Origin of the sequence: Modicisalibacter coralii (assembly GCF_004117855.1) — a bacterium.
GTDB classification, from domain to species: Bacteria; Pseudomonadota; Gammaproteobacteria; order Pseudomonadales; family Halomonadaceae; genus Modicisalibacter; species Modicisalibacter coralii.
On sequence record NZ_QWBW01000037.1, the window covers coordinates 1 to 21,118 of the forward strand.

The following is a 21,118-nucleotide window of genomic DNA, read 5'->3' on the forward strand; positions in this document are numbered from 1 at the left end:
GGGCGGGGCTCGGGTTTCGGCTGCGGGCGGGGCTCGGGCTGCTGCGTCGTCAATTCGGGCAACCGGCGATCCAACGGCACCTGCGGTGACTCGGCTGTCGGTATCTCGGGGGTCGGCATCGCCACCGGACTGGTCGGGCTCGGCGCAGGCGCCGCTGCCGGCGGTGGCGGTGGCGTGGCCGCGGGCGGCCGGGGCGCCGCCTGACTGGGCACCGGCGCGCTCGCCGGGGCCTGCTGCTGTTGCGCTTCGACCATCGACACCGACATCGCCTTCTCGATCTCGGGGCGCTCGTCGACCGGCGGCGTGACCAGCAACGCCAGCAGGGTGAGCAGTACCAGGGTGAGCGACACCCCACCCAGGGCGCTTGCCAGATGCCGCATCAGGAGCCGCTCCGTGTCGCCGCCACCGCCAGGTTGTCGACGCCGGCCCGGCGGATGCGATCCATCACCTCGATCAGCACGCCGGTGGTGGCATTGCGATCGGCCTGGACCACCACGCCGCCATCATCGCCGACCAGCCCGGCCACCGTGCTGCCGATCCGGTGCACGTCGACCGGCTCGCCGTCGACCCACACCGCGCCCTGGGGCGTGATCGCCACCATCACCTGGGCATCCGGCCGCGCGGTGGCCGACGACGCCTCGGGGCGCTCGATCTCCACCCCGCTCTCCTTGATGAAGCTGGTCGTGACGATGAAGAAGATCAACATGATGAACACGACATCGAGCATCGGGGTCAGGTTGATCTCGGCGGTCTCGTCGTCGCGGGCCATCCGGCGTCTACGCATCGTTTTCCTCCACGGCGCGGGCCATGCGGTCGTGCAACCGCTGGTCCTCGCGCCGAATCACTTGTTCGAGACGCGTGACGAACAACAGGCCGACCACGGCCACGGCCATGCCCGTCAGGGTCGGCAGCGTCGCCCGGGCGACGCCATCGGCCATCGCACGCGCCTGCCCGACCTCGGTCAGCGCCAGGCTGTCGAATACCTGGATCATGCCGGTCACGGTCCCCAGCAGGCCCAGCAGCGGACACAGCGCCACCAGCAGCTTGAGCCAGGGCAGCGGGTGGCGCAGCCGGGCGATCAGTTCGCGAGTCCAGACCTCGCGCAGCGTCAGCGCGCTCCAGCTGACGTGGTCATGGCGGGCCGCCCAGCGTTCGATCAGCTCATGACGCGCGCGACGATGGCCGAAACGCCAGTAGAGTCCCCGCTCCAGGGCCAGCGAGAACAGCGCCATGGCCACCACCGCGATCACCACCAGAACCACACCGCCGGCCTCGATCAGCCGGTCGAGGGGCTCAAGCAGTGGCCACATGACGGCTCTCCCCGACGGACTGGCGCGACTCGAGATGCTCGGCCAGTACCGCGCTGGCCCGCCCCTCGAGCACCCCGACCAACGCCCGGCTGCGGCTCGCCAGGGCCGTCTGCGCAAACAGCAGCGGCACGGCGGTGATCAGCCCCAGCACGGTGGTGACCAGCGCCTGACTGATGCCGCCGGCCATCAGTTGCGGATCGCCGGTGCCGAACACCGTGATCGACTGGAAGGTGACGATCATCCCGGTCACCGTGCCCAGCAGCCCCAGCAACGGCGCCACGGCCGCCAGCAGCTTGACCAGCGGCTGGCCGCGTTCCAGGCGCGGCTGCTCGGCGAGCAGCGCCTCGTCGAGACGCGCCTCCAGGGCTTCCGGCGCATGCCCCTCGCCCAGCGCCTGGAAACGCGCCAGCACGCGCCCCAGCGGATTATCGTCGCGCAATTGCTCTATCTGGCGGAGCTGGCGACGCAGGCGACGGGACACTCCCAACAGGTAGCCATACTGGAGCAGTGCCACCACAAGCCCGATGGCCCCCAACGCGACGATCACGTAACCGACATAACCGCCCTGCTGAAAGCGTTGCCACAGGCTCGGGCGCTGGGACAGGGCCTTGAGCACCTCGCCCTGGGTGGGATCGATGGCCACGCGATCGCTGTCACCCTGCTGAAAGGCACGCAGGGTATCGCTCAGCGAGCCGGGGGTGTGGTCGAGCATCGTCAGGATGCCGTCGTCGCCCGGCGGGCGCAGCAATTGCCCGTCGCTGAACGCCGTGAAGGCGCCCAGGCGCACGACCTCGCGGGGTTCGACGGTGCCATCCCGCCCGGCCACCGGCGCCTCGAAGCGCACCGCCCGGCCGCTCTCGGCGGTGAGCCGCGCCAGGCTGTCGCCGAGTGCCGCGAGCCGGTCGAGATCCAGCAGGGCATCGTCGTCGGGTCGCGCGGGCAGGCTGACGTCGCTGCCCACCGTCAACCAGCCATCGCCCAGGTCGTCGCGCAACTCGCCGATACGCTGGCCGATCACGCCCTGGACGCCACCCAGCCCCCCCGTCTGCGACCGGGCCTTCTGGCGCAGTTCGGCAAGCTGCTCCTGCTGCGCGTCACGCTGTGCCTCGAGGGTGTCGCGACGCTGCTGCGCGGCGCTCAGGCGTGCCTTGGCCTCGGTCAGGGCCGCGTCGAGCGCCTGGCGGTCGTCGAGCAGAGCGGCGAGACGCTGGCGGTCCCGCGCCTCGGCGGCCTGGCTGTCGGCACGAAAATCCTCGAGCACGCGCGCCATCGAGGGGCGCGGGTCGTTGTCGGCCGTCGCGCCAGCGTCCTGCTGGGCCTGCGCCAGGCAAGACACGCCGAGGCCGACCAGGGCGAGCGCCATCAGTGTGCGTTTCATGAATCGCCCTCCGCCGGCTGGTGGGACGTCTCCGCGGACGCCGGCGAGGCGTCTTCCGGCGTGAGGGACACGGGCAGATCGAGCAGCGCCGGGGCGCGCTCATCGCGAGCGATGCGCAGCCCCTTGCGGACCTCCCGCAACGCCCCGCCGTCCAGCGGCTGCCAGCGATGCGCGTCGGCCTGCCATACACCACCCCGATCGCCATCCGGGGTCAGGTAGTACCAGCCCAGACGCCCGACCCGCAGGTAGTCGACGGCCCGCGACGCCTCCGACGACCCTGCGTCGCCCTGCTCGGGCTGGTAGAGCCGCCCGTGCCAGGCATCCACCTCGCGACCATAATCGAGCTCGGTACGCCAGGCGGCGAGCACCCGGTCCAGCTTGTCGGCGGCGGACAACTCCCCGTCATCGAGCATCTGCTGCAGGCTCTCGATGCGCGCCTGACGCTCGCCACGCAGGAACGGCATGTCGGCATCGACCAGCGTCTGCAGCCGGCCGACCAGTTGCCGGGTCAATACCGGCAAGCGCTCTTCGGCGTCGGCCAGTTGCGAGACGGCCCGCTCGCGCTGCGCCAGGGTCTTCGCCTGCCGTTCGACCTGACGCGCGAGTTCGGCGTCGTAGTCCTCGAGTCGGCTCGCCTCGCGCCGGGTGCTGCGCAACTCGCGCAGCGCCTGGCGCGTCTCGTCGTCGGCGGCGTCGATCTTCTGCTGCAACTGCGCCTGAGTCTGCTGGGCGGACACACTCTGCTCGCGCAGCGTGTCCTGCGCCTGGCTGCCCAGCGGCACCCCCGCGAGCAACAACGCCGTGAGCACGCCGGTGCCACGGGGTGCACGATGCGGTTTCATCAAGCTGACCTTTCTCACACGATGGCTCCGATGATCTGTCGGCCTGCGGCCGCCACGAAATGATCGACACGGTAATACAAAGAATAACCATTATCAATTGTAACCGAGGCGTACCCGGGGTGGCACAGGACTCGGCGACACGGAGAGCGATGAGAGAAGCCGGCCCGTGGGCCGGCTCACTTGAGGCGGGACGCCGTCGAGGGTGAAGCCTCGACGGTCAGGGGTATTCGGAGAATGCGGGAAGGCCCCGATCTGCCTACAGCTTGCTTTCGAGTGCCGGCAGTACCTCGAACAGGTCGCCGACCAGGCCATAGTCCGCTACCTGAAAGATCGGCGCCTCGTCGTCCTTGTTGATCGCCACGATCACCTTGGAGTCCTTCATCCCCGCCAGGTGCTGGATCGCGCCGCTGATGCCCACCGCGATATACAGTTCGGGGGCGACGATCTTGCCGGTCTGGCCGACCTGCATGTCGTTGGGCACGAAGCCGGCGTCGACCGCGGCACGCGAGGCGCCGATCGCCGCGCCCAGCTTGTCGGCGATGCCTTCGAGCAGCTTGAAGTTCTCGCCATTGCCCATGCCGCGACCGCCGGAGATCACCACCCGCGCCGCGCCCAGCTCGGGACGTTCGCTCTGCTCGAGCTGCTCGTCGACGAAGCGCGACAGCGTGTTGACGATCTCGGTGTCGACGGCCTCGACCGGGGCCGCGTCACCCTCGCCCACGGCGTCGAAGCCGGTGGTGCGCACGGTGATCACCTTGAGCGGATCGGCGGACTGCACGGTGGCGATGGCGTTGCCGGCGTAGATCGGCCGCTTGAAGGTGTCGGCACTCTCGACGGCGAGGATGTCGGAGATGGCGGCGACGTCCTTGAGCGCGGCGAGCCGCGGCAGCACGTTCTTGCCGGTGGTCGAGGCGGCGGCCAGCACATGGCTGTAGTCGTCGGCGAGAGCGACCAGCAGGTCGGCCAGCGGCTCGGCGAGCTGGTGGGCGTAGACCGCGCCCTCGGCGAGGCGCACGCGACTCACGCCGTCGAGCCGGGCGGCCGCCTCGGCGACGCCGGCCACGTCATCGCCGGCGACCAGGACGTCGATGTCGCCCCCGATCTGCCGGGCCGCGGCGACCACGTGGGCGGTGGCGCCGGCGAGTTGCCCGTCGTGATGTTCGGCGAGGACCAGAATGCTCATGAAATCACCTTGGCTTCGTTCTTGAGTTTGTCGACGAGCTCATCGACGGAGCCCACCTTGATGCCGCCCTTGCGCTCGGCCGGGGTCTCGACCTTGAGCTGGGTGACCCGCGCGGCGATGTCGACACCGAGCTCCTCGGGCGTCCGGGTCTCGAGGGGCTTCTTCTTGGCCTTCATGATGTCGGGCAGCTTGGCGTAGCGCGGCTCGTTGAGGCGCAGGTCGGTGGTGACCACGGCGGGCAGCGTCAGCGTCACGGTCTGCAGGCCGCCATCGATCTCGCGGGTGACGTCGACGGTGCCTTCCTTGACGTCGACCCTGGAGGCGAAGGTGCCCTGTCCCATGCCGGTCAGTGCGGCGAGCATCTGGCCGGTCTGGTTGTTGTCGGTGTCGATCGCCTGCTTGCCGAGGATCACCAGGTCGGGCTGCTCGGCCTCGACGACGCCCTTGAGCAGCTTGGCCACCGCCAGCGACTCGACCCGCTCGTCGGTGGTGACATGAACGGCGCGATCGGCACCCAGGGCCAGCGCGGTGCGCAACTGCTCCTGCGCGGCCTTGGGGCCGACGGTGACCGCGACGATCTCGCTGGCCACGCCCTTCTCCTTGAGCCGCACCGCCTCTTCCACGGCGATCTCGCAGAACGGGTTCATGGCCATCTTGACGTTGGTCAGATCGACATCGGAGTGATCCGCCTTGACGCGAATCTTGACGTTGTAATCGATGACGCGTTTGACCGCGACGAGTACTTTCATGGCGTCCTCGCTGGATTGGAAGCGGAAGGCATTAATTCATGCAAGCGTTTGATAGGGATTCGAACCGATGCCTTAGTGTGCCATAGCTTTCGATACCGCCCAAGACACCCGCGCTGGCGCCGAGCGTGGCGGGCCTGATGGCGGGCGGTCGGAATATGACTAGCACCAATTGACGGTAGAAGCAAACGATCGTTTTAATTATAGTAGAGGCATCGGATCGAGACATTATAACCAGCCCGGGCGAACACCGATGACTGCCCGGACCGGCATTGTCGTCATCAATGCCCTGACTGAGGAGATGCGCCGTGGAACGCGAACACATGGACTTCGACGTGGTGATCGTCGGTGCCGGCCCGTCGGGTCTGGCCGCCGCCTGTCGCCTGATGCAGCAGGCCAACGAGGCCGAGCGCGAACTGTCGGTATGCGTGGTCGAGAAAGGCTCCGAGGTCGGGGCGCACATCCTCTCCGGGGCGATCTTCGAGACCCGCGCGCTCGACGAGCTGTTTCCCGACTGGGCCGAGCGCGGCGCCCCGCTGACCACCCCGGCCACCCGCGACGACGTCTATCTGCTCAGGGACGCCGAGAAGGCCCAGAAGCTCCCCGACGCCCTGGTGCCCAAGAGCATGCACAACGTCGGCCAGGGCCGGACCAACTACGTGATCAGCGCCGGCAACCTGTGCCGCTGGCTCGGCGAGCAGGCCGAAGCCCTGGGCGTCGAGGTGTTTCCCGGCTTCGCCGCCCAGGAAGTGCTCCACGCCGACGACGGCACGGTGCGCGGCATCGTCACCGGCGACATGGGCCTGGGCGCCGACGGCCAGCCCAAGGACGGGCACATGCCCGGCATGGAACTGCGCGCCAAGTACACGCTGTTCGCCGAGGGCGCCCGCGGCCATCTCGGCAAGCAACTGATCGAGCGCTTCGATCTGGCCGCGGGCAAGGATCCGCAGCACTACGGCATCGGCCTCAAGGAGCTCTGGGACGTGCCCGCCGAGGTCCACGAGCCCGGGCTGGTGATCCACGGTTCCGGCTGGCCGCTGCCCGGGGACACCCAGGGCGGCTTCTTCCTCTATCATGCCGAGAACCAGCAGGTGGTGGTGGGGCTGATCGTCGATCTCGCCTACACCAACCCCTACCTGTCGCCGTTCGACGAGTTCCAGCGCATGAAGCATCACCCGCTGCTCAAGCGCTACCTGGAAGGCGGCTCGCGGGTGGCCTACGGTGCCCGGGCGATCGCCAAGGGCGGTTTCAACTGCCTGCCGAAGATGACCTTTCCCGGCGGGCTGCTGATCGGCTGCGATGCCGGGACCCTCAACTTCGCCAAGATCAAGGGCCTGCATACCGCCATGAAATCGGGCCTGGTGGCCGCCGAGACGGTCTTCGCGGCGCTCGCCGAGGGCGACGAGGGCGGCCGCGAGCTGACCGCCTTCACCGAAGCCTGGGAGAGAAGCTGGGCGCATGCCGAGCTCGAGGAAAGCGCGAGCTTCGGCCCGGCCATGCACAAGTACGGCAAGGTGCTGGGCGGGGCCTACAATGTCGCCGACCAGTGGCTCGGCGGCCGCCTGCCCCGGGTCCACGACACCACCCCCGACTTCGCCAAGCTGAAGACGGTCGACCAGGCCCAGCCGATCGACTACCCGAAACCGGACGGCAAGCTGTCCTTCGACAAGCCCTCCTCGGTGTTTCTGTCCAACACCAACCACGAGGAGGATCAGCCCTGTCATCTCAAGCTGCGCGATCCCGACGTGCCGATCCGCGACAATCTGCCCAAGTACGACGAGCCGGCAACCCGCTACTGCCCGGTGGGCGTCTACGAGGTGGTCGAGGACGAGGCGGGCCAGCCGCGCTTCCAGATCAACTTCCAGAACTGCATCCACTGCAAGACCTGCGACATCAAGGATCCGGCGCAGAACATCACCTGGGTGGCCCCGGAAGGGGGTGGCGGGCCCAACTACCCGAACATGTGAGTTCGATACTCATGTGATATCGATCGCCGCCACGGCAAGGCCCGGGAGGCGATCCTTCAATGTGCCGAGCGTTCGGCCGGCTCGAGCGTCTCCAGCGGGGCACGACTGGCGATCAGCCGTCGCCGTCCGGCCCGATCGAAGCGCACCTCGATCACCGGGTCGTGCGGGTCGCCCTCGACCAGCGCGATCTCGCCGCGACCGAAAATGGCATGCCGCACCGACTGGCCCACCGCGTAGCCGTCCCGGCCCGTGGTATAACCGGCCGCGGCCTCCGCCACGCCGGGTGCGGCGGTGCCCACGGCAACGGCCGGCGCGGCCTGGACCGCCAGTTCGTGACGGCCGATCGCCGCCAGATAGCGCTCGACCAGGGGCGGCTCGGCCACCTGCAGCGTCGCATTCGCCGTCTGGCCGTTCAGGGCCCCCGCCACACGCAAGCAATCCGGCCAGGCCATCTCGGCGAGGAAACGGCTGGGCCGATGATCGCCCCCGTCATGCATCAGCAGCAGTCGCTCGCGGGCACGGGTGATGGCCACGTAGAACAGTCGGCGTTCCTCTTCGAGGCGGTCGTCGTCGAGCGGATTGTCGCGGGTGTAATGCGGGAAATCCTCCTCGTTGACGCCCCACAACGCGACCAGCGGCCACTCGAGGCCCTTGGCGCCGTGTACCGTGGTGATCAGCACGCCGTCGGCGTCCCCCTCGATGCGTCGGTCGAGCAGTTCGAGAAAGTCCCCCGGCGCCTGGGCCATCTCCTCGGCCTGTTCGATCAGCACATCGAGCAGACGTACGTCCTCCTCGCCCTTCTCGCGACGCGCCGCCGCGCGCTTGAGCACCTTGCCGGCATCGAGGCGCTCGACCACGTGTTCGAGCAGCCGCGCGGCGGGCAGCCCGCCCAGACGCGGCAGCTCGCAGAGCAGTTCCCAGCGGCGCTTGAGGTTGCGCCGCTGCACCGGCTTGAGCCCATCGAGCAGCGGGTCGTCACGCCCCGGCCAGCGCTGGCGTTCGGCCAGTTGCCGGGTCAGCGCCTGCAGGCGCTCGCGGGCCACGAACGGCGTCGGCTGGGAAAACAGCAGCAGCAGGTGCGCCGGGTCCTGGAGGCGACGGGGCTCGCGGGCCAGATGCAGATAGCCCGCCAGGGCCTGCACCAGCGGCAGGCGGAAGACGAAACGATCCTCACGGGCCAGGCGGAACGGAATCCCCGCGCGCAGCAGTTGCAGCTGCACGGAAACCGACAGTGTCCAGCTCCTCACCAGCACGGCGCACTCGCCGAGCGAGCGGCCGTCCGCCTGCCACTGGCGCAGCGCGTTCAACAGTGGCGCCGCCCCCTGCCCGGCATCGATGGTGGTACGCGGGTTGTCGGGGCCGGCCAGGCAGATCTGGTCGGGCCGGCGCCGGTTGCCGCGAATGGCATGGTTGGCCGCCAGCGCCAGGGCATGCCCGTGGCGAAAGGTCATCGACAGCGGATAGTCGCGGGCCTCGCCGAAGCTGGAGGTGAAGCGTTCGAGCATGTAATCGGGGCGCGCGCCCCGCCACTCGTAGATGCACTGATTGGCGTCGCCGACCGCCATGATCTCGGCGTGCGCGCCCGCCAGCAGCGCCAGCAGCCGCTGCTGGGCTTCGTTGATGTCCTGGTATTCGTCGACGATGACGTGATCGAGAAAGCCCTGGACCCGGTCGCGGGCCGCGTCGTCGCCGGCCAGACAACGCAACGGGCGGTACAGCAGGTCGGCGTAGGTCATGCTGCCGGACGCCTCGAGCAGCGATTCCATGACATCGAAGGCCTCGACGAAATGCGCGGTGCCCTCGCCCCAGTCGCCACGCTCGCGCAGCGTCTGCGGATCGACCAGTTCGGCCTTGACCATCTCGCAGAAGTGCCCCAGCGCCTCGAGACGGTCGGGGTCCAGGGCGGCCTCGCGAGTCGCCGCATCGCCGCCGTCGAGCACGCGCAGCGTGGCCTGGCGCAGCAGGCGTTCGCGCTGCCAGTCGGCGGCCAGCAGCTCGCGCGGCGCCAGACGCCCCCAGCGCACCAGGCTCTGGGTCAGTCGGTGGCCGATGGAGTGAAAGGTACGCACCTCGGGCAACGCCTGCCCCGGCGGCGCCAGGGCGACGAGCTTGGCGGTGAAGTCCTCGCGCGCCGCGCGATTGAACATCAATACCAGCATGCGCCGCGGCGACACGCCGCGCTCCAGCAGGTGCAACACCCGCGCCACCAGGGTGGTGGTCTTGCCGGCGCCGGCAACCGCCGCCACCCGGGCGTGCCCGCCGGGGTGACGGACCACGGCGAGCTGCTCGGGGGTGAGCCTCACGACGGCTCCCGGTCGAGGCGCCCCAGCGGCTGCCAGACGCCATCGCTGACCAGACCCAGCTCGAGGCCGGCATCGACCTCACGGGTCTCGGCCTGCTCGATCAGCCGGTAGTAGACGTTACGGTGGACCCGGGCCGCGAGCCCGAAGCGCACCGCCACCTCGGGAACCCATGCCCCCTCCGGCGTTGCGCTGAGCACCAGTCGATGCTCGCTGCCCAGCGCCAGGACGTCGCCGAACTGAGTGGTCATGCGCCAGCAAGGCCGTTCGCGCTCGTGGCTGCATTCGGCATCGACCACCAGCAGAGGCCGGTCCTCGACGCGAATACGCCACTTTTCCACCGGCGTCACCAGGTAGTACTCGCCGTCGTCCTCGCGCCGCAGGATCGTCGCCAGCAGGCGCACCAGACGTGGACGCGAGAGGATCGCCCCCTCGTGCCACCAGCGCCCGTCGGCGCCGATGGTCAGGTCCAGATCACCGCTCAGCGGCGGCGACCAGCGATCGACCGGCGGGACGCTGCCGGGCAGGGTCGCCCCCGACGGTTCGATACCGGTCACGAGCCCTTCCAGCATCATGGCGGTCCTCCTCGATCTCGGGGCTTGTTCAGACCAGATTGGCCTCGATCAGTGCCTGACGCGCCGACTCGGGCGCGTGAGGCGCGGCCTCGCGGAACAAGCGGTAGAAATTGGCGGTGGTCTGCATGGCGAGCTCGTCGACGCTGATGCCACGCTCGGCGGCGATGCACTCGGCCACTTCCACCACCCATTGTGGCTCATTGGGCTTGCCCCGGTACGGCACCGGCGCCAGGTAGGGGCTGTCGGTCTCGATCAACAATCGGTCGAGCGGTATGGCCCGGGCCAGCTCGCGCACCGAGGCGGCGTTGCGGAAGGTCACGATGCCCGACAACGAAATCATGAAGCCCCGACGCACCGCCTCCCGCGCCATGTCCAGATCCTCGGTGAAGCAGTGCAGCACCCCGCCGACCGCCGGATCGGTGTGTTCGGCGATCAGCGCCAGGGTGTCCTCGCGCGCTTCGCGCGTATGCACGATCACCGGCAACTCCAGCTCGCGGGCGGCGATGAGGTGATTGGCGAAGCGACGCCGCTGGGCCGCGTGCGGTACGTCAGCGTAGTGATAGTCGAGGCCGGTTTCGCCGATCGCCACGGCCTCGAAGCGCTCGGCGCACGCCTTGATCGCCTCGACATCGGGCTCCTCGGCGACCTCGTGCAAGGGGTGCACGCCGGCGGAAATCACCACGTCGTCGTGCGCACGGGCGATGGCCGCCAGGTCGGACACGCCGTCCAGGGTCACGGCGATCGCCAGAAACTGGCGCACGCCCCGCCCCCTCGCCGCATCCAGGGCGGCATCGAGGCGGCCGTCATGCGCCGTGAGGTCGAGACGATCGAGATGACAGTGAGAGTCGACAAACATGCAGGAACCGTGGCTGTTCGAATGGAAACGCGCAGCAGACACTGCGCTTACAGGGTAAAGGTGGGCGTGCCCTTGTCGAGAAGCCCCGCCAGATGGTTTTCGATACGATCGCGCACGCGCTGATCGTCGGGGCTGAAATGCACGCCGATCCCCGGCACCCGGCGCCCCGAGACACCCGGCGGCGAAATCCACACCACCTGGCCGGTGACCGGCAGGCGCTCACCCTCTTCGGGCAGGGTCAGCAGCAGGAATACCGTCTGCCCCAGGGCGTAGGTGTCACGGGTCGGCACGAAGACACCGCCGCGCTCGAGGCTGGGCATGTAGGCCGAGAGCAGTGTCTGGCGATCCTTGAACGTCAACGAGAGCGCTTTCTGTTCGCCCATCAGACAACCTCCATCGCAGTGAGGACCCGCGAGAATGACCTATGATCGCAGCAGCGCCGACCAGCGCACCAGCCAGGCCTCGAGGACCAGCTGTGGATTGGGGTTGCCGCCGGCGACCAGCAGACGCTGTTGCTCGCGGGCATAGTCGAGCAGGCGGAACCAGTCCTGAACCCGGCCGTTCTTGACGGCCTGCCGGTAGAGCGGCAGCAGATCGGGGTTGCGGACCCGGGCGGTGTCGCCGGACAGCCCCAGCCGGATCAGGTCCTCGAGCCAGGCGATACCGTACCACAGGATGCGTTCGACCGCCTGTCGGTCGAGCCGCGAGGCCTCGGCGACCGGCTCGCCGCCACGCACCAGGGCATCGAAGAGTTCCTGCAGCGACTGACGCAGCGCGCGGGACTCCGGCGCGGCGAGTTCGCGGGCCAGCAGCGGCAGGCCACCGGCGACGCGCAGCCAGAACTCGGCATCCGCCGCGTCCCCCAGCGCCTCCGCCAGCCACGGCAGGCTCTGCTCGGCCTCGGGGACGCCCAGCGCCCAGTGCTGGCAGCGCGAACGGATGGTCGCCAGCATCCGCGAGGGCACGTCGGCGAGCAGCAGGAACAGCGTCCGCTCCCCCGGCTCCTCGAGGCTCTTGAGCAGGGCATTCGAGGCTGCGACGTTCATCGCCTCGGCGGGCTGCAGGACGATCACCCGGTAGCCGCCCTGCTGGGCGGTCTGGGCGACGAAGGCGTTGATCTCGCGAATCGGATCGATGCGGATCTGGCGCCGGTTGTCGGCGGGCGAGACGCGCTTGAGGTCGGGATGATAGCCCGACGCCAGCATCTGGCAGGCATGACAGCTGCCGCAGGCGACGGCCCCGGGGGCGCGGCACAGGGTACGGGCCACCAGCGCGTCGGCGAGCTGCTGCTTGCCGACGCCGTGAGGGCCCGACAGCAGCAGCGCATGGGGCAGCCGGCCGTCGTCCTGGAGGGCGACGAGCCGCCGCCAGATCGACGCGTGCCAGGGCAGCGGCGTGGTTACAGCCATGTCGTCATCCGTTCGCGCAGGCAGTCGCGAATCGCCGCCTGCACCGAGGCCAGCGGCTGCGAGGCATCGACGATGGCGAACCGCTGCGGCTGCGCGGCGGCCCGCTTCAGGTAGGTCTCGCGTACCGCGGCGAAGAATTCGCCACGCTCGCGCTCGAAGCGATCGGGATCGTTGCCGCGGGCCACGACCCGCTCGCGGGCGGCATCCACCGGCATGTCCAGCAGCAGGGTGAGATCGGGCTGGAGACCGCGCTGAACCAGGGTTTCCAGCGCCGCGATGTCGCCCGTGTCGATGCCGCGGCCGCCGCCCTGATAGGCGAAGGTGGCATCGGTGAAGCGATCGCAGACCACCCAGGCGCCACGGGCCAGCGCCGGGCGGATCTGGCGCGCGAGATGCTGCGCCCGGGCGGCGAAGATCAGCAGCAGCTCGGCATCGTCGGCCAGCGGCTCCTGCTCGCCGGGATCGAGCAGCAATTCGCGTATGGCCTCGGCACGCGGCGTACCGCCGGGCTCCCGCGTGGCGACGACCTCGATGCCCTGCTCGCGCAGCGTCTCGCAGACCAGGGCCAGGTTGGTGCTCTTGCCGACCCCTTCGCAACCTTCGAGGGTGATGAAGCGTCCGCGTGGGTGCATGGGCGTTCCCGTCAGCGATCGAGAATGTAACGGCGCACGGCGGCATTGTGCTCGGCGAGCGTCGACGAAAAGTGGTGGCTGCCGTCGCCCTTGGCGACGAAATACAGGGCATCGCCATCGGCCGGATGGACGGCGGCCTCGAGGGCGGCGCGCCCCGGCATGGCGATGGGCGTCGGCGGCAGGCCGTCGATGACATAGGTGTTGTAGGCCGTCGCGCGCTGCAGGTCGGCCTTGGTCAGATTGCCATCGTAGGCGTCGCCCAGGCCATAGATGACCGTGGGATCGGTCTGCAGCCGCATGCCCTTCTCCAGCCGGCGCACGAAGACACCGGCAATCTTGCGTCGCTCGCCGTCGGCCCCGGTCTCGCGCTCGATCAGCGAGGCCAGGATCAGGGCCTGGTAGGGGGTCTTCAGGGGCAGGTCGGCGTCACGCGACTGCCACACCGCGTCGAGCGTCTGCTGCATGCGCGCATAGGCCTGGGCGAGGATCTCCCGATCGCTCACGCCCTTGTGATACCGGTAGGTATCGGGAAAGAAGCGCCCTTCCGCCGGCTCGTCCGGGTGGTCGAGGCGCGCCATCACCTCGCCATCGCTCAGCCCGGCCAGCCGATGATCGAGCTTGGGCGCCGACGCCAGGCGCTCGCGCAACTGACGAAAGGTCCAGCCCTCGGGGAAGGTCACGGTGTAGGTCACGACCCGGTCGCTGCCCAGCAGCGCGAGCGCCTGACGGCCGCTCATGCCGGGCTCGAGCCGAAACTCGCCGGCACGCAGGGGGGGTAGCGCCCGGGGATCGATGCGCTTGTAGAGCCGGTAGGGCCAGGCGCTGGCCAGGATGCCGCGATCGACCAGATCGTGCACGACCCGGTCGAAGCCGGCGCCCTGGGGCACCTCGTAGAGGGTCGGCGCCTCGATACCCAGCGGGCGGTCGAGCTGGGCCTGCCAGTAACGGAAGCCGGCGAAAGCGGCGATCGCCAGGACGATGAACGCCGCGACGATGAATTTCAACGCACGCATGAAGAATCCTCGTGGACGCGGAGTCACGCTCCGCAAAACTCAACCGAGACGGGGATAGCCCAGCAGCTCGTGGGCGGCGTTCTGCAGCGCGCGATGCGCCTCGCTCACCGTCCAGACGCGACGCTCGCGCCCCTGGGGATCCAGCAGTCGCCGCACCGGCCAGACGCCCTGCAGCGAATTGCCCACCCAGACCTCCTCGGCCTCGAGCAGCCGATCGACACCCGCGGTGACCGCCGCGATCGGCAAGCGTTCGAGCAACGCCTCACGCAGCGTACCGGCGACACCGCAGGCGTCCAGGGCGGGAGTTTCCAGACACTCGCCATGTTTCCAGAACAGGTTCATGCAGGTCGCTTCGATGACGTTGCCGCCCTCGTCGCACAGCACCCCCTCGGCGATCTCGGGATCATCCCACTCTCGACGGGCCAGCACGTTTTCCAGACGGTTGAGATGCTTGATGCCGGCCAGAGCCGGCTGTCGTCCCAGCGTCAGGCGGCACAGCCGCAGCGTGACCCCCTGGGCCCAGCGCGTCGGCGCGGGTTCGAAGGCGGCGGAGCGCCAGCGCCAGCGTGGCTCGGCCGGCTGCGGCGCCAGATAGCCCCGCCCGCCGCTGCCCCGCGTGACGAGCAGCTTGAGAACCCGTTGGCCGGGCCCTGCCAGAGCGGGCAGCGCGGCCAGTTCGTCGCGGTCCGGGCAGGCGAAGCCCAGCCGCTCGCAGCCCCGCGCCAGACGCGCGAGATGGTAGTCCCAGAGCATCGCCCGGCCATCGCGGACCAGGGCGGTCTCGAACACCCCGTCGCCATAGGCCAGGCCACGGTCGTCGAAGGGGACGTCGGCATCGCGCATGGCCGGTTCAGACCCGCGAGAAGATCAGCGACCCGTTGGTGCCACCGAAACCGAAGGAGTTCGACAGCGTATGCTCGATGGCCATCTCCCGCGCGGCGTTGGGCACGTAATCGAGCACGCAACCGTCCTGGGGATTGTCGAGATTGATGGTCGGCGGCGCCACCTGGTCGCGCAGGGCGAGAACACAGAACACCGCCTCGACGGCCCCGGCCGCGCCCAGCAGGTGGCCGATCATCGACTTGGTCGAGCTCACCGCCACCTGCTTCGCGGCATCGCCCATCACGCGTTCGATCGCCCGGCTCTCGGCGAGATCGCCGGTGGGCGTCGAGGTGCCGTGGGCATTGATGTAGGCGATGGACTCGGGACTCATGCCGGCATCGCGCAGGGCATTGCTCATCGCCGCCGCGGCGCCGCGGCCGTCTTCCGGCGGCGCGGTCATGTGGTGGGCATCGTCGCTCATGCCGAACCCCTTGAGTTCGGCATAGATGGTCGCACCGCGCTGCCGGGCGTGCTCGTAATCCTCGAGGATCACCACTCCGGCCCCGTCGGAGAGCACGAAGCCGTCGCGGTCACGATCCCAGGGCCGGCTGGCGGCGGCCGGGTCGTCGTTGCGCGTCGACAGTGCCCGGGCCGCCGAGAAGCCGCCGAGACCGAGCGGCGTGGTCGCCATCTCGGCGCCACCGCAGACCATCACGTCGGCATCCCCGTAGGCGATGGTGCGGGCCCCGTAGCCGATGTTGTGGGTACCGGTGGTGCACGCCGTGGTGATGGCGATGTTGGGCCCCTGGAAGCCGTACTTGATGGCCAGATTGCCGGCGATCATGTTGATGATCGATCCGGGGACGAAGAACGGGGAGATGCGCCGCGCGCCCCCCTTCTGCAAGGCATTGTGGTTGTGCTCGATCATCGGCAGGCCGCCGATGCCCGACCCGATCGCCACACCGATCCGATGGGCATTGTCCGCATGGCACTCGAGACCCGCATCGCTGATTGCCTGGGAGGCCGCAGCGACACCGTACTGAATGAACAGATCCATCTTGCGCGCATCCTTGGGATTGGCATAAGGGCTGATATCGAAGCCCTTGACCGACCCGCCGAAGCGCGTGTTGAAACCGCTGGTGTCGAAATGCTCGATCGGGGCAATGCCGCTCTTTCCCGCCAGGATGTTGTCCCAGCTTTCCTTGACGGTGTTACCGACCGGCGTCACCAGACCCAGCCCGGTCACCACGACCCTTCTACGAGGCATCTGCTCTCCTCCGGATATCCATGACAGACGCGCGTGTCATCCGGCGCGCCATCGCAGGGCGCGATTATACCTGAAGCATACCGGCAATGGGGCCGCCTCGCCCACAAAAACGAAAGCCGTTCTGAGACCAGAACGGCTTTCATTGGGGCAGGCGGTTCGCGCCGAACTACATCACCTTACTGGTGAGCAACGACGTAGTCGATCGCTTCCTGCACCGTGGTGATCTTTTCCGCTTCCTCGTCGGGAATTTCGGTGTCGAACTCCTCTTCGAGCGCCATTACCAGCTCGACGGTGTCCAGGGAATCGGCACCGAGATCTTCGGTGAAGGATGACGAGTTCTGGATGTCCTCTTCCTTGACGTTCAGGCGCTCGGCCACGACCTTCTTCACGCGCTCTTCGATGGTGCTCATTATGTCGTTACTCCTAGTGGTACATATCCGCCAGCTGAAAACTGCCGGGTAGTTTATAGACGGCCCCGAATCGACGCAACCAGGGCATCGACCGCAACCTCAACGCATGTTCATGCCACCGTTGACCTGCAGGGTTTCGCCGGTGACGTAGCCCGCCGCGTCGCTGGCCAGAAAGCCTACCGCTGCGGCGATTTCCTCGGGCCGGCCCAGGCGGGACAGCGGGATCTGCCCGAGCAGTGCCTTGTGCTGCTCCTCGGGCAGAGACTCGGTCATGTCGGTGGCGATGAAGCCCGGCGCCACCGCGTTGACGGTGATGCCCCGGGACGCCACTTCGCGCGCCAGGGCGCGGGAGAAGCCTTCCATGCCTGCCTTGGCGGCAGCGTAGTTGGTCTGCCCCAGGTTGCCCATGGTCGCCACGACGGAACTGATATTGACGATCCGCCCGAAACGCGCCTTGGTCATGCCGCGCACGCAGGCCTTGGTGACGCGATAGACGGACTTGAGATTGGTATCGAGCACCGCGTCCCACTCATCTTCCTTCATGCGCATCAGCAGGTTGTCACGCGTGATGCCGGCATTGTTGACGAGGATCGTCGGCGTACCGAACTCCTCGCCGATCGCCTTGAGAAGCGCGTCGATGCTCGCCTGGTCGGTGGCATCCAGGCGTCGCCCGGCACCCTCGATACCCTGCTCGCGGAAATCCGCGTCGATTCGCTCGGCCCCCGCATCGCTAGTGGCCGTACCGATGACGATCCGGCCCTGCCGCCCCAGTTCATGGGCGATGGCCCGGCCGATACCGCGGCTGGCGCCGGTCACCAGGGCGATTCTGCGTTCGCTGGTCATAAGCCTTCCTGAGTCAGTCGTTGGCATTCTGGTCCACGGCCTCGCGCGCCAGCTCGAGCGCCGCCGTCAGGCTGTCGGGATCGTTGACCGCCAATCCCTTGGCCCCGCGTGCGATGCGCTTGCCGAGACCGGTCAGCACCTTGCCGGGGCCGCACTCGATGAACAGCGTCGCGCCCTGGTCGACCATGGTTTCGACGCAGTCCGTCCAGCGTACCGGCTGGTAGAGCTGCTCGATCAGCCGCGTGCGCAACGTCTCGACATCGGCATGGGCCCTGGCATCGACGTTCTGGACCACCGTATAGCGCGGGGACTTGAAGTCGATCTCCGCCATCGCCTCGGCCAGGCGCTCGGCGGCCGGCTTCATCAGCGCGCAGTGTGACGGTACCGACACCGGCAGCGGCAGCGCCCGCTTGGCACCGGCTTCCTGACAAAGCGCCACGGCCCGCTCGACGGCACTCGACTGACCGGCGATCACCACCTGGCCCGGCGCATTGTAGTTGACGGCCGCGACCACTTCGCCCTGCGCGGCGTCCCGACAGGCGCGCTCGACGGCCTCGTCATCCAGACCCAGCACGGCCGCCATGGCACCCTGGCCCACCGGCACGGCGGCCTGCATCGCTTCGCCGCGCAGACGCACCAGGCGCACGCCCTCGGCGAAGGTCAGCGCGCCGGCACAGACCATGGCACTGTATTCGCCCAGGCTGTGGCCGGCCATGACCAGCGGTCGCGGCCCTTCCAGCTCCTGCCAGACGCGCCATACCGCGACGCTCGAGGTCAACAGCGCCGGCTGGGTGCAGGCCGTGGCGTTCAGGGCCTCCTCGGGCCCTTCCTGCGCGACGTGCCAGAGGTCGTAGCCCAAGGCATCGGAGGCCTCCTCGAAGGTCGTCCTCACCACGCTGTAACGTTCGGCCAGCTCTCTCAGCATGCCCAGATGCTGGGAGCCCTGCCCCGGGAATACGAGGGCCAGGGATTGAGTCATGGCATTCACCTTTGAGAATTGAAATCGTCGGGTCTCGAGCGGGTCGCGAACCCGCTATCCCCTGGATCGCCCGCGACCGACGGGATAGCGGTCTCTCCCAGCTCGCTCGACAGCCGGGCCGGCAGGTTCATGCGAACCTCCCGCACCGCTCGCGACACGGCAAAGGCGAACCCCTGGGCGTCGGCATGGCCGTGGCTCTTGACCACGATACCCGCCAGCCCCAGTAGACTCGCCCCATTGTAGCGCACCGGGTCCAGTTGGCGCTTGACGCGCAACAGCGCCGGGCGTGCCAGCAGCGACACCAGCCGACTTCCCCAGTGGGCCGAGAACGTGGTCTGAAAGCGATCGACGAGCATCCGCGCCAGCCCTTCGCTGGACTTGAGCACGATATTGCCGACGAAGCCGTCGCATACCACCACGTCCGCCGCACCGTTGAACAGGCCATCGCCCTCGACGAAGCCCACGTAGTTGAGACCCAGGGTCCGCAGACGCGCATCCGCCTCGCGGACGCTGGCCGGCCCCTTGGTCGCCTCGACGCCGACGTTGAGCAAGGCGATGCGTGGGCGCGCCAACCCATCGACATGACGCACCATGATATCGGCCATGCGCGCGAAATCGACCAACCGCTCGGCGGTAGCCTCGATGTTGGCGCCCATGTCGATCATGTAGCAACGCCCGCCCTCGCGGGTGGGAATGGCCGTGGTGATGGCCGGGCGCGGGATCCCCGCGACCATGCCCAGCGCGCGCCGAGACAGGGCCATCAACGCCCCGGTGTTACCCGCGCTGACCCCGGCATCGGCCCGACCGGCCGCCAGCGCATCGAGCATCAGCGCCAGACTCGAGCCCCGCCCGGCGCGCAGCGCCTGCGAAACCCGCGTCGCCTGGGAAATCGTCGTTTCCGCGTGACTCAGCGCGAGACGCGTCGTCATCCCCCGCCAACGACGGGGCAGGCGCGACACCTCGGCTTCCAGCCGCTCACGCGGGCCAAACAGGGTGACATCGAGCTGCGGATGCAGGCGCAGCGCTTCGGCAGCCCCCCATACGACAGCGCGGGGACCGAGATCCCCGCCCATGGCGTCGATGGCGATGCGCACGGCCAGTCGCCGGAGTCGTCCGCGCCAACGACCCTGTTAGATGTCGACGACCTTGCGGCCGCGGTAGAAACCGTCCGGGGCCACGTGGTGGCGACGATGCGTGGTGCCGGTTTCCTTGTCCTGAGACAGGGTCGGGCCGCTCAGCGCATCGTGGCTGCGGCGCATGCCGCGCTTGGAACGGGACTTGCGGTTTTGTTGAACTGCCATGGGTAGAACTCCAGAGCGTATCGTGATTCAGTGTTTGTCCTTCAGCGTGCGCAGCACGTCGAAGGGGCTTGCAGCGGGCTCTTCCGATACCTCGGCATCGGCTCCGCTGGCCAGCTGGTCGCGCGAGACGGCACATTCCGCCTCGTCGTGATAGACCACCTGCGGCAGGCTGAGGATCAGTTCGTCCTCGACGACCGGCAGCAGGTTGAGCTGTTCGTTTTCCACCAGGACCGGTTCGTAGTCGCCGGGCAACTCGGCGGCCAGGGCATCGCTGCTCACCATGCCCAGCCACCAGTGGCTCTCCAGCGAGACCGGCATCGGCTCGAGACAACGGCGACAGGCAAGGCTGACCTCGGCCTGCAGGCGGCCTTCTATATAGCGCCGCCCCTGAGCGTCGATGCCGAAGGCCAGGCGTACCTCGCAGTCGCCCTGCTGGGCACCGGCCTCTTCGGCGAGGCGTTTCATCCCCGCGAGATCGACGCACCCTTCGAGGACCTGCTCGTTGGCCGCCAGCCGATACGGCTCGACCTGCGTGGGAAGTCTAGTGGTCATCATAGGCGCGCAATAATAGGGATTCCCCCGAAGCCTGTCAAAGCGCGTTGCGTCATGCTGTACACCATGACGGGGGCCCGGCAGACTGAGGTCACCTCGCCCCAAAGGAGTTGCCATGAGCCGCCTGGTCCTCGCTTCCGGTTCGCGCTGGCGTCGCCAGTTGCTCGAGCGCCTGGATATTCCCTTCACCTGGTCCAGCCCCGACATCGACGAGACGCCGCGACCCGAGGAGTCGCCGGAGGCCCTCGTCCACCGCCTGGCCCTGGGCAAGGCGGAACGCGTCGTCCGCGACCATCCCGACCACCTGATCGTCGGCAGCGACCAGATCGCCCTGTTCGAGGGCGACATCCTCGGCAAGCCCGGCGACGACGCCACCGCCCGGGCCAACCTGGCGCGCTTTTCCGGCAATCGGGTGCGCTTCTTGACCGGCCTGGCGCTGATCGACACCCGCGCCAGCCGCCACTGGGTCTGCCATGAACGCTACGACGTCGTCTTCCGCACGCTCAGCGAACGCGAGATCGCGCACTACGTCGATCGCGAACAACCGCTGGACAGTGCCGGCAGCTTCCGCATGGAGGGGCTGGGCGTCACCCTCTTCGAGCGCCTGGAAGGCGACGACCCCAACACCCTGATCGGCCTGCCGCTGATTCGCCTGTGCGCGCTGCTGCGCGAGGCCGGCCTGGATCCGCTCGCTTGAGGCTGGCCCTGCCCCGCCGCTCCCGACGCCGCGACC

General features: G+C 68.5%; 23 protein-coding genes and 1 pseudogene. 2 read left to right on the plus strand and 22 right to left on the minus strand.

The genetic code is table 11. From position 1 onward, the window contains the following. The 7 genes and pseudogenes from D0901_RS20995 to D0901_RS17755 all read right to left on the minus strand — a co-directional run. A pseudogene (locus tag D0901_RS20995) lies at nt 1-380 on the minus strand (iron transporter); the annotation flags it as partial. After that, entirely contained in the window at nt 380-784 is a 405-nt protein-coding gene (locus tag D0901_RS17730; protein WP_129141636.1) for an ExbD/TolR family protein, read from the minus strand. The gene D0901_RS17730 and the pseudogene D0901_RS20995, both read right to left, overlap by 1 nt. Then, the gene (locus D0901_RS17735; protein WP_129141637.1) at nt 777-1,310 is read right to left on the minus strand and encodes a MotA/TolQ/ExbB proton channel family protein; all 534 of its coding nucleotides are present in this window, start codon (nt 1,308-1,310) and stop codon (nt 777-779) included. The genes D0901_RS17730 and D0901_RS17735 overlap by 8 nt, the downstream gene beginning before the upstream one ends. Beyond that, nucleotides 1,294-2,688, minus strand: a complete 1,395-nt coding sequence (locus D0901_RS17740) for a MotA/TolQ/ExbB proton channel family protein (RefSeq protein ID WP_233440464.1) — start codon at nt 2,686-2,688, stop codon at nt 1,294-1,296. The genes D0901_RS17735 and D0901_RS17740 overlap by 17 nt, the downstream gene beginning before the upstream one ends. Continuing rightward, a complete protein-coding gene (locus D0901_RS17745) occupies nt 2,685-3,530 on the minus strand; it encodes a DUF3450 domain-containing protein (protein WP_129141638.1) in 846 nt (281 codons plus the stop codon). The genes D0901_RS17740 and D0901_RS17745 overlap by 4 nt, the downstream gene beginning before the upstream one ends. Nucleotides 3,531-3,786: 256 nt before the next feature. Then, nucleotides 3,787-4,713 (minus strand): electron transfer flavoprotein subunit alpha/FixB family protein, encoded by a 927-nt coding sequence (locus D0901_RS17750; RefSeq protein ID WP_129141639.1) that lies wholly within the window; start codon nt 4,711-4,713, stop codon nt 3,787-3,789. After that, nucleotides 4,710-5,462, minus strand: coding sequence for an electron transfer flavoprotein subunit beta/FixA family protein (locus D0901_RS17755; RefSeq protein ID WP_129141640.1), 753 nt, complete (start codon nt 5,460-5,462; stop codon nt 4,710-4,712). Before D0901_RS17755 ends, D0901_RS17750 begins: the two co-directional genes overlap by 4 nt. Nucleotides 5,463-5,782: 320 nt before the next feature. On the opposite strand from D0901_RS17755, the gene D0901_RS17760 reads away from it, so the two are divergent. Then, nucleotides 5,783-7,426, plus strand: coding sequence for an electron transfer flavoprotein-ubiquinone oxidoreductase (locus D0901_RS17760; protein WP_129141673.1), 1,644 nt, complete (start codon nt 5,783-5,785; stop codon nt 7,424-7,426). Nucleotides 7,427-7,482: 56 nt separating this feature from the next. Here the strand turns inward: D0901_RS17760 and D0901_RS17765 are convergent, their stop codons facing one another. The 15 genes from D0901_RS17765 to D0901_RS17835 form a co-directional block, all read right to left on the minus strand. Beyond that, a complete protein-coding gene (locus tag D0901_RS17765; RefSeq protein WP_129141641.1) occupies nt 7,483-9,729 on the minus strand; it encodes an ATP-dependent helicase in 2,247 nt (748 codons plus the stop codon). Next, nucleotides 9,726-10,301, minus strand: coding sequence for a DUF1285 domain-containing protein (locus D0901_RS17770; protein ID WP_129141642.1), 576 nt, complete (start codon nt 10,299-10,301; stop codon nt 9,726-9,728). The genes D0901_RS17765 and D0901_RS17770 overlap by 4 nt, the downstream gene beginning before the upstream one ends. Nucleotides 10,302-10,329: 28 nt before the next feature. After that, on the minus strand, nt 10,330-11,157 hold the full coding sequence (locus D0901_RS17775) for a TatD family hydrolase (RefSeq protein ID WP_129141643.1): 828 nt from the start codon (nt 11,155-11,157) through the stop codon (nt 10,330-10,332). 47 nt (nt 11,158-11,204) lie between these two features. Continuing rightward, complete coding sequence (locus D0901_RS17780; RefSeq protein ID WP_129141644.1) at nt 11,205-11,540, minus strand: PilZ domain-containing protein; 336 nt, start codon at nt 11,538-11,540, stop codon at nt 11,205-11,207. A gap of 39 nt (nt 11,541-11,579) precedes the next feature. Continuing rightward, a complete protein-coding gene (locus D0901_RS17785; RefSeq protein ID WP_129141645.1) occupies nt 11,580-12,566 on the minus strand; it encodes a DNA polymerase III subunit delta' in 987 nt (328 codons plus the stop codon). Further along, on the minus strand, nt 12,557-13,198 hold the full coding sequence (tmk, locus tag D0901_RS17790) for a dTMP kinase (protein WP_129141646.1): 642 nt from the start codon (nt 13,196-13,198) through the stop codon (nt 12,557-12,559). The genes D0901_RS17785 and tmk overlap by 10 nt, the downstream gene beginning before the upstream one ends. 11 nt (nt 13,199-13,209) lie before the next feature. Then, complete coding sequence (gene mltG / locus D0901_RS17795; protein ID WP_129141647.1) at nt 13,210-14,211, minus strand: endolytic transglycosylase MltG; 1,002 nt, start codon at nt 14,209-14,211, stop codon at nt 13,210-13,212. A gap of 39 nt (nt 14,212-14,250) precedes the next feature. Next, the gene (gene pabC / locus D0901_RS17800) at nt 14,251-15,054 is read right to left on the minus strand and encodes an aminodeoxychorismate lyase (RefSeq protein ID WP_129141648.1); all 804 of its coding nucleotides are present in this window, start codon (nt 15,052-15,054) and stop codon (nt 14,251-14,253) included. A gap of 7 nt (nt 15,055-15,061) precedes the next feature. Continuing rightward, on the minus strand, nt 15,062-16,300 hold the full coding sequence (gene fabF / locus D0901_RS17805; RefSeq protein ID WP_129141649.1) for a beta-ketoacyl-ACP synthase II: 1,239 nt from the start codon (nt 16,298-16,300) through the stop codon (nt 15,062-15,064). A gap of 176 nt (nt 16,301-16,476) precedes the next feature. Next, nucleotides 16,477-16,710 (minus strand): acyl carrier protein, encoded by a 234-nt coding sequence (gene acpP, locus D0901_RS17810; RefSeq protein WP_031383713.1) that lies wholly within the window; start codon nt 16,708-16,710, stop codon nt 16,477-16,479. A 99-nt stretch (nt 16,711-16,809) separates the two neighbouring features. Further along, entirely contained in the window at nt 16,810-17,553 is a 744-nt protein-coding gene (gene fabG, locus D0901_RS17815) for a 3-oxoacyl-ACP reductase FabG (RefSeq protein WP_129141650.1), read from the minus strand. Between the two features lie 13 nt (nt 17,554-17,566). Continuing rightward, on the minus strand, nt 17,567-18,532 hold the full coding sequence (fabD, locus tag D0901_RS17820) for an ACP S-malonyltransferase (protein WP_129141651.1): 966 nt from the start codon (nt 18,530-18,532) through the stop codon (nt 17,567-17,569). A 5-nt stretch (nt 18,533-18,537) separates the two neighbouring features. Beyond that, nucleotides 18,538-19,626, minus strand: coding sequence for a phosphate acyltransferase PlsX (gene plsX, locus D0901_RS17825; RefSeq protein WP_129141652.1), 1,089 nt, complete (start codon nt 19,624-19,626; stop codon nt 18,538-18,540). A 36-nt stretch (nt 19,627-19,662) separates the two neighbouring features. Then, nucleotides 19,663-19,833, minus strand: a complete 171-nt coding sequence (gene rpmF / locus D0901_RS17830; RefSeq protein WP_129141653.1) for a 50S ribosomal protein L32 — start codon at nt 19,831-19,833, stop codon at nt 19,663-19,665. Nucleotides 19,834-19,860: 27 nt separating this feature from the next. Beyond that, the gene (locus D0901_RS17835; RefSeq protein WP_129141654.1) at nt 19,861-20,388 is read right to left on the minus strand and encodes a YceD family protein; all 528 of its coding nucleotides are present in this window, start codon (nt 20,386-20,388) and stop codon (nt 19,861-19,863) included. A gap of 112 nt (nt 20,389-20,500) precedes the next feature. Between D0901_RS17835 and D0901_RS17840 the strand changes: the two genes are divergently transcribed. Beyond that, nucleotides 20,501-21,082, plus strand: coding sequence for a Maf family protein (locus D0901_RS17840; protein ID WP_129141655.1), 582 nt, complete (start codon nt 20,501-20,503; stop codon nt 21,080-21,082). Nucleotides 21,083-21,118: the final 36 nt, after the last annotated feature.